This window comes from Microbacterium sp. NPDC019599 (assembly GCF_040632175.1).
Taxonomy (GTDB): Bacteria; Actinomycetota; Actinomycetes; order Actinomycetales; family Microbacteriaceae; genus Microbacterium.
The window spans coordinates 265,670-279,264 of record NZ_JBEYBL010000003.1 but is presented as its reverse complement, the minus strand read 5'-3'; the positions used below and the strand labels follow the sequence as shown (position 1 = coordinate 279,264).

Annotated in this window: 11 protein-coding genes; 6 read left to right on the top strand and 5 right to left on the bottom strand. The window is 71.4% G+C overall.

What is annotated here, in order from left to right; genetic code table 11:
- Positions 1–25: 25 nt before the first annotated feature.
- From ABZ477_RS07965 to ABZ477_RS07955, 3 genes are read left to right on the top strand one after another with little or no spacing between them, the layout of a single operon-like run.
- A complete protein-coding gene (locus ABZ477_RS07965) occupies positions 26–1,312 on the top strand; it encodes an extracellular solute-binding protein (protein ID WP_360130549.1) in 1,287 nt (428 codons plus the stop codon).
- Between the two features lies 1 nt (position 1,313).
- On the top strand, positions 1,314–2,252 hold the full coding sequence (locus tag ABZ477_RS07960; protein WP_360130546.1) for a sugar ABC transporter permease: 939 nt from the start codon (positions 1,314–1,316) through the stop codon (positions 2,250–2,252).
- A gap of 8 nt (positions 2,253–2,260) precedes the next feature.
- The gene (locus ABZ477_RS07955) at positions 2,261–3,160 is read left to right on the top strand and encodes a carbohydrate ABC transporter permease (protein WP_360131084.1); all 900 of its coding nucleotides are present in this window, start codon (positions 2,261–2,263) and stop codon (positions 3,158–3,160) included.
- A gap of 73 nt (positions 3,161–3,233) precedes the next feature.
- Here the strand turns inward: ABZ477_RS07955 and ABZ477_RS07950 are convergent, their stop codons facing one another.
- The 5 genes from ABZ477_RS07950 to ABZ477_RS07930 are packed head-to-tail and all read right to left on the bottom strand — an operon-like array spanning position 3,234 to position 8,648.
- Positions 3,234–3,836, bottom strand: a complete 603-nt coding sequence (locus ABZ477_RS07950) for a bifunctional 4-hydroxy-2-oxoglutarate aldolase/2-dehydro-3-deoxy-phosphogluconate aldolase (RefSeq protein ID WP_360130544.1) — start codon at positions 3,834–3,836, stop codon at positions 3,234–3,236.
- On the bottom strand, positions 3,833–4,732 hold the full coding sequence (locus ABZ477_RS07945; protein ID WP_360130541.1) for a sugar kinase: 900 nt from the start codon (positions 4,730–4,732) through the stop codon (positions 3,833–3,835). Before ABZ477_RS07945 ends, ABZ477_RS07950 begins: the two co-directional genes overlap by 4 nt.
- 7 nt (positions 4,733–4,739) lie before the next feature.
- A complete protein-coding gene (gene kduI, locus ABZ477_RS07940) occupies positions 4,740–5,564 on the bottom strand; it encodes a 5-dehydro-4-deoxy-D-glucuronate isomerase (RefSeq protein WP_360130538.1) in 825 nt (274 codons plus the stop codon).
- Complete coding sequence (locus tag ABZ477_RS07935) at positions 5,561–6,742, bottom strand: glycoside hydrolase family 88 protein (protein WP_360130535.1); 1,182 nt, start codon at positions 6,740–6,742, stop codon at positions 5,561–5,563. The genes kduI and ABZ477_RS07935 overlap by 4 nt, the downstream gene beginning before the upstream one ends.
- Positions 6,743–6,773: 31 nt before the next feature.
- Positions 6,774–8,648 (bottom strand): DUF2264 domain-containing protein, encoded by a 1,875-nt coding sequence (locus ABZ477_RS07930; RefSeq protein ID WP_360130532.1) that lies wholly within the window; start codon positions 8,646–8,648, stop codon positions 6,774–6,776.
- Positions 8,649–8,770: 122 nt separating this feature from the next.
- Here ABZ477_RS07930 and ABZ477_RS07925 point away from each other — a divergent pair, with 122 nt between their 5' ends.
- The 3 genes from ABZ477_RS07925 to ABZ477_RS07915 are packed head-to-tail and all read left to right on the top strand — an operon-like array spanning position 8,771 to position 13,571.
- Positions 8,771–10,690, top strand: coding sequence for a heparinase II/III family protein (locus ABZ477_RS07925; protein ID WP_360130529.1), 1,920 nt, complete (start codon positions 8,771–8,773; stop codon positions 10,688–10,690).
- Positions 10,687–11,796 (top strand): substrate-binding domain-containing protein, encoded by a 1,110-nt coding sequence (locus ABZ477_RS07920; protein WP_360130526.1) that lies wholly within the window; start codon positions 10,687–10,689, stop codon positions 11,794–11,796. The genes ABZ477_RS07925 and ABZ477_RS07920 overlap by 4 nt, the downstream gene beginning before the upstream one ends.
- Before the next feature lie 53 nt (positions 11,797–11,849).
- Positions 11,850–13,571, top strand: coding sequence for a beta-galactosidase family protein (locus ABZ477_RS07915; RefSeq protein WP_360130523.1), 1,722 nt, complete (start codon positions 11,850–11,852; stop codon positions 13,569–13,571).
- The last annotated feature ends 24 nt before the right edge of the window (positions 13,572–13,595 follow it).

Genomic DNA, 13,595 nt, shown 5'->3' with positions numbered 1-13,595 from the left:
AACCCCACGCGCAAGGAGGCGCACGATGAAACCCACAGCCCGCTACGGCAGGCCCGCTGCGGTACTCGCCCTCGTGGCGGTCGCGGCCGCGATCGGCGGCTGCGCCGCCAACCCCTCGAACGGGGTGACGACCCTCAACTTCTTCCAGTTCAAGGGAGAGGCGCTCGAGGACTTCAACGAGATCATCGCCGACTTCGAGGCCGAGAACCCCGACATCAAGGTCGTGCAGAACCAGGTCGCGGATGCCGACACGCTCATCCGCGCGCTGCTGGTGAAGGACAAGGCGCCCGACGTCATCACGCTCAACGCCAACGGCGGATTCGGCAAGCTCGCGCAGGCGGGCGTGTTCTACGACTTCTCGGACGAGCCCGTGCTGCAGACGATCAACCCCGCGGTGCAGGAGATCCTGGCGGATCTCGGCAACAAGGAGGGCGAGGTCAACAGCCTCGGCTACGTCAACAACGCCAACGGCGTGATCTACAACATGGACATCTTCGAGGAACAGGGCCTCGAGGCCCCCGAGACGTGGGACGAGTTCATCGAGGTCTGCGACGCCCTGCAGGACGCCGGCATCACGCCCTTCTACGGGACGCTCGCCGACTCGTGGACGGGCCTGCCCTCGTTCAACGCGCTGGGCGCGTATCCGTCCCAGGGCGATTTCTGGGACCAGATGCGGGCCGAGGGCGAGAACGTCGGCCCCGACTCCGAGGTGTCGTTCTCGAAGGACTTCGCGGAGGCGATGGACCAGCAGTACCAGCTGTACGGCTACATGCAGGACGGCTATCGCGGCAAGACCTACGACGACGGCAACGCCGCGTTCGCAAACGGCGAGGTCGCGATGCTCCTGCAGGGCATCTGGGCGGTCAACCCGGTGAAGGCGGTCAACCCCGATATCCGGGCCGGCATCTTCCCGTACCCCGCGACGGACGACCCGGACGACCGGCTGCTCGTCTCGGGCGTGGACGTCACGGTGACGATGGGCAAGAACGGCCCGCACCAGGAGGAGGCGCTGCGGTTCATCAACTACCTCTTCGAGCCCGACGTCATCGAGGAGTTCGCCGCCTCGCAGAACATGGTGCCCTCCGTGAAGGGGACCCAGATCAGCGACGACCCCTCGCTGCAGTCGATCAAGCCGTTCTTCGACGCGGGGATGATCACGGGCTTCATCGACCACCAGATCCCGCCCAGCATCCCGCTCGCCGCGATCGACCAGCAGTTCCTCTTCACCGGCGACGCCGAAGCGGCCCTCGCCACCCTTGACAGCGAGTGGCGGAAAGTGGCCGCTCGCACGATCCCCGTGACAGGAGAGTGACATGACAACCCTCACCGAGGCCGTGCGCGCCTCGTCCACGGGCGGCGCCGCGAAGAAGCGGGCCAGCCGGATGCGCTCGGAGACGAAGCGCGCCCCGGGTGCCTTCTACTGGATGGTGTGGCCCGCGGTCATCGCGTTCGCCTTCTTCCACACGCTCCCTGTACTGGTGGGCATCTTCTTCAGCTTCACGAACTACCCGGGCTACGGCGACTGGAACTTCGTGGGCCTGTCGAACTACGTGAACCTGTTCAAGGACAGCCGGATCCTCAACGCCTACGGATTCTCGTTCCTGTTCGCGATCGTCGCGACGATCCTGACGAACGTCATCTCGCTCGCGGTGGCGATGGGACTCAACGCCAAGATCAAGGCGCGCGAGTTCTGGCGCGGGGTCTACTTCGTCCCCTACATCCTGGCGATCCTGATCATCGGCTACGTGTTCCAGTTCTTCTTCTCGAACTCGCTGCCCAAGCTCCTGCCGAACATCCCGCTCTTCGCCGACAACATCCTGACGAACGAGACGTGGGCGTGGACGGCGATCGTGGCGCTGGCCGTCTGGCAGTCGTGCGCGTTCTCGATCATCATCTATCTCGCCGGGCTCCAGACGATCCCCGCCGAGCTGTACGAGGCGGCATCACTGGACGGCGCGCGGACGTGGCGCCAGTTCTGGTCGATCACCTTCCCGCTCATCAGCGCGTTCTTCTCGATCAACGTCGTGCTGAGCCTGAAGAACTTCCTCCAGGTGTTCGACCCGATCGTCGCCCTCACCAACGGCGGACCGGGCACCGCGACAGAATCCGTCACGCTGCTCATCTTCCGCGGCGGATTCAGCGGCGGCGAGTTCGCCTATCAATCCGCGAACGCCGTGATCTTCTTCATCGTGATCACGGTCGTGTCCCTCTTCCAATTCCGGGTCCTTCAGCGCAGAGAGGCCGATTTCTGATGACCACCATGACCAACGCCGGCACCCAGGCCGAGGGCGCGCTCGCCGCCGTCCGACGCCGGCCCCGGCGCAGCAGCGAGGCCGACGACACGCGCAAGACCAACTGGTGGGCCACAGCCCTCATCGCGGTCTGCTCGCTGACGATCCTCATCCCGCTCTACCTCGCGGTCGTGGTCTCGCTCAAGACGCCCGACCAACTGACCGAGGGCACGGGGTTCGAATGGCCGAACCCCGTCAACTGGGGGAACTTCCCCACGGCGTGGGAGCGGACGAACTTCCCGCAGGCGCTCATGAACACGGCGTTCATCACGGTCGGCGCGGTGGCGTTCACGCTCCTCACGAGCTCGATCGTCGCGTACGCGCTGGCTCGGAACATCCACCGGCCGTTCTTCAAGGGCGTGTTCTTCTACCTGCTCGCGGCGCTGTTCATCCCCTTCCCGATCATCATGCTGCCTCTCGTGAAGCAGACCGCGCTCCTGGGGCTCGACAACCAGGTCGGGTTGATCATCCTGTACACGGTCTACGGCCTGTCGCTGAACATCTTCATCTACACGGCCTACATCCGCTCGATCCCGATCGAGCTCGAGGAAGCCGCGCGGATCGACGGCGCGAGCACGTGGCGCGTGTTCTGGTCGGTCATCTTCCCGCTCCTGGGTCCCATGAACGCGACGGTCGGCATCCTCACCTGCGTGTGGGCGTGGAACGACTTCATCATGCCGCTCGTCGTGCTGACCGACCCCGCCGCCCGCACGCTACCGCTCGCGCAGTACGTCTTCCAGGGGCAGTTCAACACCGACTACACGGTGGCGTTCGCGTCCTACCTCATGGCGATGGCGCCCCTGCTCATCGTCTACATCTTCAGCCAGCGCTGGGTCATCTCCGGCGTCACGCGGGGCTCGATCAAGTAGCCCCGGTCCTCCCCGCGCGAGAACGCGCTTATGTCTTCACGCCCCGGCGTGCGGACATAGGCGCGTTCTCGCGTCAGGACAGGAGGGCGGCGAGGCGGTCGAGCTGGCTCGCGTCCTCGAGCGCCGAGCCGACCGCGACGACGCGGACGCCGGCATCCAGGAACTCCTGCGCGTTCGACGCGTCGATCCCGCCGGTCGCGACGAAGCGCACGTGCGGGAACGGCCCCTTCATGTGCCGGAACCAGTCCACGCCGAGCCACGTCGCGGGGAAGGCCTTCAGCCAGGTCAGCCCCAGCGACTGCGCGAGCTGCACCTCGGTCGGCGTCGCGACCCCGGGAAGGATCGGGATGCCGGCATCCTGCGCTGCCCGGACGACGATCGGGTCGAGCCCGGGCGAGACGAGGTACGCGGCGCCGGCGGCCTGGGCGAGCGTGATCTGGTCGGGCGACACGATCGTGCCGGCGCCGACGAGCTTGCCGCGCTCCGCCCCGAGCCGCACGAGCTCGCGCAGTGCCCGCTCGTCCTCCTCGGTCTGCAGCGGCACCTCGACGGAGTCGATGCCGAGGTCCCACGCCGTCCCGGCGAGCCGGACCGAGCGGTCGACGCCCATGCCGCGCAGGATCGCCATGAGCGGCACGCGGCCGAAGATCTCGTCGAAGTCGTGCTGAGCCGTCATGCGGAAGTCCTCTCGTCGACGGAGTCGCTCGTGGTCTGAAGGGTCAGTGCCGCGCGGTGGTGACCGCGGCGGAGTCGTTCGGAAGCCGGCCGCCCCTCGACGAGTGCCGACAGATAGCCTCCCGCGAAGGCGTCGCCGGCGCCGACGGCTTCGACGACCTCGACCGGCAGGGCGGGCTCGAACACCACGCCGGCGCGCGTGAACGCCGTGGCCCCGACGTCGCCGTCCTTCACGACGAGCTCGCCCACCTCCGGCAGCAGTGCACGGACGGATGCGGCATCCGTCGTCCCCCACAGCGTCTCGGCCTCGTCGCGGCCGACGAACACGATGTCGGCAGCGCGCGCGAGCGCGAGGAGCGCGGGTGCGGCGGTCGCGGCGTCCCACAGCGGAGCGCGGTGATTGACGTCGAAGCTCACGGGAACGCCGGCCTCGCGCGCCCGGGCGATGACGGCGTCGAGGAAGGCCGACGCCGACGCGGAGATCGCCGCCGTGATCCCCGAGACGTGCAGGATCGCGACGCCGTGGAGGTCGACGCGGTCCGCGTCGCCGGCCGAGAGGTGAGCCGCCGCCGATCCTGCACGGTAGTACCGCACGCCGTGGCCCGGGTCCTTGAAGTAGACGCCGGTCGGATGCCGCGGATCGAACTCGACGCCTGAGACGTCGACACCTCGCTCGGCGAGCTGACGGGCGATGCGGTGGCCGAGCGGGTCGTCGCCGAGCCGGCTGAACCAGCGGGCCTCGCCGCCGAACGCCGCGACGTGACCCGCGACGTTGGACTCGGCGCCGCCGGCGTCGACGCGGAAGTCGACGGCATCCGTCAGCGGCGTCGCGGCCGCGGGCGTCACCAACGCCATCGTCTCGCCGACCGCGAGGAGGGCGCCCTGCAGGGAAGTCACCCGGCGATCATCTCAGGTCGGTGACGGGCGCCGCGTCCATGTCGTCGAACGCCTGGTTCTCGCCGGCCATCGCCCACACGAACGAGTACGCCTCCGTGCCGACGCCCGAGTGCAGCGACCAGCTCGGCGAGATGACCGCCTGACGGTCGGCCACGACGAGGTGACGAGTCTCGGTGCGCTCGCCCAGGAGGTGGATGACCCGCGCGTCCTCCGGCACGTCGAAGTACAGGTAGCACTCGGTGCGGCGGTCGTGGGTGTGGGCGGGCATCGTGTTCCACATCGAGCCGGGGTGCAGTTCGGTGACGCCCATCACGATCTGGCACGACTTCACACCGGTCTCGTGGATGTACTGGTTGAGCGTCCGGCGGTTCGAGGTGAGCTGGTCGCCGAGCTCGCGGACCGTGCCCTCGCCGGGTGGGACGAGGGCCGCCGGGTAAGACGTGTGGGCGGGGGCCGAGAAGAGGTAGAACTGCCCGTCACCATCGAAGGTGATCGAGCGGATGCCGCGGCCGAGGTAGAGGCACGCGCCCTTGACGAGCGTGTACATCTCGCCGTCGGCCGTGACGGTGCCCGTGCCGCCGACGTTGACGATCCCGAGCTCGCGATGCTCGAGGAAGTGGTCGCTGCGGATCTCGGGGTAGCCGGTCAGCTCCAGGGGGCTGCCCGCCGGCACCGCCCCGCCGAGCACCACGCGGTCGTGGTGCGTGTAGACGAGGCGGATCTCGCCCGGCACGAAGATCTCGGGCACGAGGTAGCGCTCGCGCAGCTCGGTCGTCGTGAAGCCAGGGACCTGGTCGGGGTTGGTCGCGTAGCGCTGTTCGATGTGGCTCACCAGTAGCTCTTCCAATCGGGATCGGCGAGGCGCGTGAGCGCCTCGAGGTAGAAGTAGTCGCCCCACAGCGTGCCCTCGTCGACCCCCCTGTCCTTGGGGAGGTCGTACACGCCGTGCAGGAGCAGCGCGTCGGAGTCCGCGGGACCCCGGGGCGCACAGTCTGCCGCGAGCGCCGCGACGAGCGTCTCGCCGAGCGCCTGCGCGCGTGCGGCCCGCTCGGGATCGACGTCGACCCGAGCCAGCTCGAGGAAGCCGCAGGCCGCGATCGCGGCGGCGGAGCTGTCACGCGGAGCGTCGCTGCCGTCCGTGTACACGAGATCCCAGTAAGGGATGCTGTCAGCCGGCAGGTGCGCGATGAAGTAGTCGGCGCAGCGCCACGCCGCACCGAGGAGCTCGTCATCGCCCGTCGCCCGGAAATTGAGGGCGAAGCCGTAGATCCCCCACGCCTGTCCGCGGGCCCAGCACGAACCGTCGTGCGCACCCTGCTCCGTCGCGCCGCGAAGCGGCCGGCCCGTCTCGGCGTCCCAGTAGAAGGTGTGGAACGTCGAGTCGTCCTCGCGGAGGATGTGCTCGCGCAGCTGCGTCGTGTGCCGCCGCACCGCGTCGGCGAAGCGCGCATCGCGCGTCTGCTCGTGCGCCCACGTGAGCAGCGGCATGTTCATGAGGCTGTCGATGATCGTGCGCCCGCGCTGCGCGGGGTCGGACAGGTCGCCCCACGCCTGGATGATCCCGGCCGGCTCGAGGAAGCGCCGCATGAGGTGGTCGGCGGCGCGGAGCGCAGCATCCCGAGCGTTCTCGTCCTGCAGCAGCCGCCACGGCGCGACGGCGGACAGCGTGTAGAGGAATCCGAGGTCGTGGGTCTCGAGATCCTCGCCCGCGCGCACGCGCCGGGCGAAGTCGGCCGCATGGCGCAGACCCGCGTCGCGGAAGGCGGTGTCGCCCGTGCGCTCCCACGCGAGCCATTGCATGCCCGGCCAGAAGCTCGTCGTCCAGCCGCGGTTGCCGCCCTCCGGAAACCCGCCCGCCGCGGGGCGGAGCGGGTAGCGGTCGTCGCGCGTCGTGTCGTCCGGGTACCGGTCGCCGAACACGTCGATGTTGCGGCGGACGGTCCAGAGCGCCGCGGCGAGGGCCGCCTCGGTCGTCACTGTCGAGTGCGACGCGGGGGGAGTCGTCGTCATCGGGGCGGATGTCCTTCCTGAATCGGTGCGGTCAGGCGGTCAGTGCAGTGGATGTCACGACGCCGTCGGGCCAGGTGACCGTCGCGGCTCCGCCGTCCGCGAGCGCGAGCCGCGCGACGTGGAGCCGCGAGGCGGTGCCGGCGAGCTCGACGATGACGGCGACGGTCATGCCCTCCGCGACGGGGAAGGTCGCGATCGGCACAGTCGCGTCGCCGCCGAGCGGACTCGCGTCCGCGCGCCGCTCGGCGCTGGTCACCCCGTCGCCGAGAAGCGGGCGGATGCTGCTCCTCACGCGCTGCGCGGCGGCGCCGGCGAGCGGCCAGCCACCCACGCGCAATGCGAGCCCGGGGGGGTCGATGTCGGGCTCGACCGCGTCGACGCGGACGATGCGGACCTCCCACGGCCCGCGCACGAGCGAGCGGACGGTGAGGCGCCCCGCGACCGTCACGGCGCCTCGGATGCCGGCGCCGTGGCGGGTCTGCACCTCGTCCGGTGCGATCCAATGGGCGCGCCACGTCGAGCCGGCGACGCCGACGGCCTCGACGCCCTCGCCCTCGACCCGCGTCTCGAGGAGCGTCATCCCGGCACGATGGCTCGCGTCTCCGTTCGCACGCACGAGCGCGACCGACTGCTCGAGCGGCTCGCCCCACGCGCGGCCGTCGGCGAGGGGAGCGGTCGCCGTCGAGTACCCGAGGCGGGCGTAGAGCGGCGAGTCGCCCACGAGCGCGCCCTCGACCGCCTTGTCGGTGCCGTGGTTGACGACGCGCACGACGCCGTCCGCGCGGGTGCCCGACACGATCCACCCCGCCGCGCGGACGGCGCGCAGGGAGTCGGACGTCTCGACGGGGAGCGGCTCGGCCGGTGCCGCCCAGACCGGATGGTCGGCCGGGAGCGAGATGCCGAGAAGGCCCTTCGCGGCCCAGTACGGGGAAGCCGGGCCGGAGTAGCCCTGCGCGAGGCGGCGCCACTCGCCGTGCCACCCCATCGTGAGCAGACCCCGCTCGTCGGGCACGCCGCGATCCGCGAAGTGGCGGACGACGCGGTCGGCGGCGTGCCGCAGCGCGCCCGCCGAGGTCGACGGGACGCCGGCCATCGCACCGACCCAGAAGGGCGCGGCGGCGGCGAACCGATAGATGAGGCTGCGGCCCTGGATGAGCGGCGAGCCGTCGCCGCCGACGAGGGCCAGGGCGTCGAGGAGGAAGCGATCGAGCAGCGCGACGTCGCGCTCCGTGCGCCCGTCCGCGAGGTCTGCGGCGCCCTGCATCCGCGACCACAGCACGGGGTACAGGTGCAGCGCCCAGCCGACGTAGTGGTCGTACGCGCGCTCCTCGCCGTCCGAGAGCCAACCTTCCGGCCGCGCGAACGAGTCGTGCAGCGCGAGGTCGTCCGCGATGTCCTGGGCCGACCACGGGCCGCCGACCGAGCGGAGGAAGGTCTGCACGACGACGCGGAACCACAGCCAGTTCGTCCGAGGGTAGGTGGGATCCCCCACCGCGGGAGCGAGGTAGGCGACGAGCCGCTCCTGCGTCCCGTGGTCGAGCCGGTCCCAGATCCAGGCGCGCGTCAGGTCGAGGATGAGCGCGAGAGAAGCGGCCTCGACCTTCGCCTGGCCGTGCTCGTCGAGCCGCACCCACCGGTCGGGAGCGGTGGGGTCGACGCCGGACGCGATGCCGCGCGCGCAGAAGTCGATGAGCTTATCGACGCCCTCTCCGCGCTCGCCCGCGATCCGGAAACCCGCCAGCAGGAATGCCCGGGCGAATCCCTCGAGCCCATCGACCGCGCGACCGTAGCCGCCTTCGGTGCCGGGCGGCGTGATGAGCGCGCCGTTCGGCGATGCCCACGCCCGCGCGGCGGCGAGAAGCCGGTCGGCGTACTGCACCCACTGGGCGCGGCTCCAGTCCGTCACAGTCGTTCCTCGTCGAATCGTCGGGGCAAGCGCTTTCGGAGATTAGCAACCCGAACCGATCAGATCAATGGCTATTTCTTCGGTCTTGATCGATTATGATCGTTTTTATCATGGGGGAATCGATGTTCCGCGGCCCACTCGCGGCGGTGTTCGCGCACGGTGCCGATGGCGTCGTGTCGGCTGCCGGCGCGCTTCCCGTTCCCCCCGCGAGCGACCGGGCCGTCTGGGCGGAAGACCGCCTCGACGGACCCACGGTCGGCGACCTCCTCCGCCGAGCCGAGCTCGACCGCGGCACACCGTGGCCTCAGCCGCTCGCGAGCGCCGCCGCGCGCGTGCATCGCGACGGCGACCGCGTCGGATGGGAGACACCGGCGTTCGCGCGCCAGCACCGGCTCAGCCGCGCCGCCGTCGCCGCCGCCGTCACGCTCGACGACGCGTGGATCGACGAGGTCGCCGACGGCGTACAGCTCGTGTGCGAGCAGAGCTCGTGGTGCTGGCCCGCCCACGACGACGCCCTCGCGCGGCACGGGTCCGTTCTCGCGGTCGTCGACGACCCGTACCTCGACCTGGGCGCCGGCGAGGCCGTCGCCCAGCTCGCGTGGATAGACCGGCTCCTCGGCGAGCAGCTCGACGAGCGCTACCCGGGGCTGCGGGCACGCATCAGGCGCGAGGCCCGCGTCCGCGTCATCGATCCGTTCGTCGCGCGGCGCGACTGGCACTGGATCGGCCTGGACGGAGACGTACACAACTGGAACCCGTGGATCCACGGGAACGTCCTCGTCGCGGCCCTGCAGCTGCTCGACGAGCCCGCTGAGGCGGCTCTGCGCGCTGATGTCGTCGCCCTGGCGATCGAAGGGCTCGACCGGTACGCGGCATCCCTTCCCGGCGACGGCGCGATCGACGAGGGCTACGCGTACTGGTGGAACGGCGCCTGCCGCGCCCTCGAAGCCCTCGATCTGCTCGCCTTCGCGACCGACGGACGGTGGGATGCTGCTCCCGCCGTCGCCGGGCTGCGCGAGACGATCGCCTTCCCGCACCGCATGCACCTCGGCGGCGACTGGTACCTGAACCTCGCGGACGGGCAGGCGCGCCCGCCGCGCGACCAGCCGTGGCATGCACTGCATCGCGCCGCGCGCCGCGTCGGAGATGAGGCTGCACGCCGCCACGCGGTCGCGCATCGCTCGCCCGGCGAGCCGCTGGCCACGGAGCGCGAAGGGCTCGGGCGGTTCCTGCGGGCGCTCACGGACGAGGACTGGCGCACCGCTGTGCCGGGGTCGTCGCCGCTTCCGCGCGACACCTGGCTGCCGTCGACGCAGGTGCTCGTGGCACGGGCCGCCGGCGGCACCGCCGCGGGACTCGCGCTGGCCGCGAAGGGCGGACACAACGGCGAGCACCACAACCACAACGACGTCGGCTCGTTCGTCGTCGCGGTCGACGGCGTGCCCGTCGTCGTCGACGCGGGGCGGCCGACGTACACGCTCGCGACGTTCGGTCCCGGCCGATACGACATCTGGACGATGCAGAGCTCGTGGCACAGCGTCCCCGAGGTTCGCGGCGTCGCCCAGGCACCCGGCGCGGTGTACGGCGCCCGCGATGTCGAGGCGCGGCTGGGCGAGTCCGCGTCGTCCCTCTCGCTCGATCTGGCGCCGGCCTACCCTGCCGCAGGCCTCGTCTCGTGGCGCCGCACAGCAACGCTCGAGCGCTCCCCGGCCGCGGGCCGCGTGGTCGTGGCGGACTCCTGGGAGCTCGAGGAGTGGACCGCGGGCGAGGAGCCTCCGACGATGGTGCACCTCCTGCTCGCGGGCGACGTGCGGCTCGGCGACGGTGAGGCGCACGTGACTCCGCTCGACGGCGCGCGGCCCGTCGTCGTGCGCTGGTCGCCCGATGTCGAGGCCGTCGTCGCCGAGCGGGTGCTCGACGACCCGATGCTCTCGGACGTGTGGGGCCCGACCCTCACCCGTCTCGGTCTGCTCGTGACGGGGCGCCGCCGCCTGCGCGTCACGATAGACGTGGACGTCCACCTCGACAGGGAAGGCCGATGACCGCGCCACCCTCGAACGGCGCGCACGCCGCGCACGCCGCGCTCGCGCCCGCGCGGCGCGCGCACATCCTCGCGGTCCTCTCGCGCGACGGCGTCGTGCGCGCGTCCGAGCTGCTCGACGACCTCGGAGTGACACCCGTCACGGTGCGGCGCGACCTGGCTCAGCTCGAGTCCGAGGGGCTCCTCGTGCGGGTCCACGGGGGCGCCGTCGCGGTGCAGAGCGATGTCACCGCGACCCCGGCCGTCGGGACGGACGATGCGATCGCGGTGCTCGTCCCGTCGCTCGACTACTACTGGCCCGCCGTCGTGCGCGGCATGGCGGAGGAGGCGCGGCAGCGCGGCCTCCGGCCCATCGTGCGCGGCACGTCCTACGACCTGCAGGACGAGCGTCCGGTCCTCGAGCGCCTCCTTCAGGACCCCGCGGTGCGGGGCCTCGTCGTCGCCCCCAACACCGACACCCCCTACGCCGCCGACGTCGTGCAATGGCTCGCCGGATGCCGCGTCCCGAGCGTCCTCGCCGAGCGCGAGGCCGCGCTGCCGGACGGCACGGCCGTCGAGTCCGTCACAACCGACCACGCGCTGGGCGCGGCGCTGGCCGCCCGTCACCTCGCGGGCCTCGGACACCGGAAGGTGGGCCTCGTGCTCTCGCGCGACTCACCCACTTCGCGGCGGATCGCCGACGGCTGGGCCGCGGCCTCGGCCGAGCTGGACTTCACGCCGATCCCGAACCTCGAGCGGTTCCTCCCGCCGCGCAGCAGCGCGGACTTCTCGGCCGCCGTCGACGCGTCGCTGGACCGCGCGCTCGCGGGCGGGGCGACGGCGCTGCTCGTCCACGCCGACGCCGAGGCGATGGCCTTCGTCGACCTCGCGCTCGCGCGAGGCGTCTCGGTGCCCGACGACCTGTCGATCGTCGCGTACGACGACGAGGTCGCCGAGCTCTTCACTCCGGCCCTCACCGCCGTCAGCCCGCCCCGGGCGGCCGTCGGCGCGTCGGCGATCGATCTCCTGGTGCGCCGCATCGCCGAGCCGGACCGGCCCGTGCACCGCGTGACCGTGAGCCCCACGCTCAAGGTCCGTCGCTCGACGGCGTCGATCGGCGAGCCCTGATCGGGCCCCGGCATCCGTCCCCTTCCCTGCCTGCCTACGACAGAGAGCCTCCTGTGCCCACCTTCACGATCGGCGACACCGACTTCCTCCTCGACGGAGCCCCGCACCGCGTCATCTCGGGCGCGCTGCACTACTACCGCGTGCATCCCGAGCAGTGGGCGGACCGCATCCGCAAGGCGCGGCTCATGGGGCTCAACACGATCGAGACCTACGTCGCGTGGAACGCGCACGAGCCGCGGCGCGGCGAGTGGAACGCCACGGGCTGGAACGACCTGGGCCGCTTCCTCGACCTCGTCGCCATCGAGGGGCTGCACGCGATCGTCCGGCCGGGACCGTACATCTGCGCCGAGTGGCACAACGGCGGGCTTCCGGTGTGGCTCACGGGGATGCCGGGCATCGGCCTGCGGCGCTGGGAGCCGCAGTACGTCGCCGAGGTGACGCGCTACCTGGAGCGCGTGTACGAGATCGTCGCGCCTCGGCAGATCGATCGCGGAGGCAACGTCGTGCTCGTCCAGATCGAGAACGAGTACGGCGCCTACGGCTCCGACAAGGAGTACCTCGCCGAGCTCGTCCGCGTGACGCGAGATGCCGGCATCACGGTGCCGCTCACGACCGTCGACCAACCCCAGCCCGACATGCTGCGCGACGGGAGCCTGCCCGGCCTGCACCTGACCGGATCGTTCGGCTCGCGCGCGGCGGAGCGCCTCGCGACGCTGCGCGAGCACCAGCCCACGGGACCCCTCATGTGCTCAGAGTTCTGGGACGGCTGGTTCGACTGGTGGGGCGGTGTGCACCACACGACCGAGACGGATGCCGCGGCCGCCGAGCTGGACGCGCTTCTGGCCGCCGGGGCTTCGGTCAACATCTACATGTTCCACGGCGGCACGAACTTCGGCCTGACCAATGGCGCGAACGACAAGGGGCGATACCTGCCGCTCACGACGTCGTACGACTACGACGCGCCGCTCGACGAGGCAGGCAACCCGACGGCCAAGTTCGAGGCCTTCCGCGAGGTCATCGCGCGCTACGCCGAAGTCCCGGCCGAGGTCGCTCCGGCGGGCGTGCCCGCGCCTGAGCTCGAGGTGCCCCTGAGGTGGGCCGGAGGAGCGATCGACGGCCTCGCGCGCGCCGGGGAGCAGCATCCGTCTCCCCCGTCGTTCGAGCAGCTCGACCACCTCGGCGCGCTCGTGCTCTACGAGACGGAGCTCGGCGGCGCGGGCGGGGCGCTCGAGATCGAGGAGGTGCGCGACCATGCGTGGGTCGCGGTGGACGGGCGGCCCGTCGGCACGCTGTCGCGGACGCGCCACGAGCGGGCGCTCCTCGTCCCGGCGGGCCGGCGCCTCTCGCTCCTCGTCGAGGAGCAGGGCCGCGTCAACTACGACGGCCGCCTGGGTGAGCCGAAGGGCCTCCTGGGGCCGGTGCTGCTCGACGGGCAGCCCCTCGAAGGCTGGACCGCGACGCCGCTCGAGCTCGAGGCGCTGGCCTCGGCGGCCGGGGAGTCGGGATGGGGCCCGCGCGCCGCTACGGCGACGTTCGAGCTCGACGAGCAGGGCGACCTGTTCCTCTCGACCGCAGGCCTCGGCAAGGGCTTCGCCTACGTCAACGGCCTGCTCCTCGGCCGCTACTGGAGCAACGGCCCACAGCGCACGCTGTACGTGCCGGCACCCGCGACGCGGGCCGGCGCCAACGAGCTCGTGATCATCGAGCTCGACGGCGCGGCGCCGCGCGCGGCGCGCTTCGTCGCGGGGCTGGAGCTGGGCCCGGAGCACGAGTAGCCCCCGGGCCCAGCGCGTCCGGGA

Bases quoted from the DNA above. Each gene is read 5' to 3' on its own strand.
- ABZ477_RS07965 (WP_360130549.1), top strand. From the start codon at position 26: ATGAAACCCACAGCCCGCTACGGCAGGCCCGCTGCGGTACTCGCCCTC.
- ABZ477_RS07960 (WP_360130546.1), top strand. From the start codon at position 1,314: ATGACAACCCTCACCGAGGCCGTGCGCGCCTCGTCCACGGGCGGCGCC.
- ABZ477_RS07955 (WP_360131084.1), top strand. From the start codon at position 2,261: ATGACCAACGCCGGCACCCAGGCCGAGGGCGCGCTCGCCGCCGTCCGA.
- ABZ477_RS07950 (WP_360130544.1), bottom strand. From the start codon at position 3,836: ATGACGGCTCAGCACGACTTCGACGAGATCTTCGGCCGCGTGCCGCTC.
- ABZ477_RS07935 (WP_360130535.1), bottom strand. From the start codon at position 6,742: ATGACGACGACTCCCCCCGCGTCGCACTCGACAGTGACGACCGAGGCG.
- ABZ477_RS07925 (WP_360130529.1), top strand. From the start codon at position 8,771: ATGTTCCGCGGCCCACTCGCGGCGGTGTTCGCGCACGGTGCCGATGGC.
- ABZ477_RS07920 (WP_360130526.1), top strand. From the start codon at position 10,687: ATGACCGCGCCACCCTCGAACGGCGCGCACGCCGCGCACGCCGCGCTC.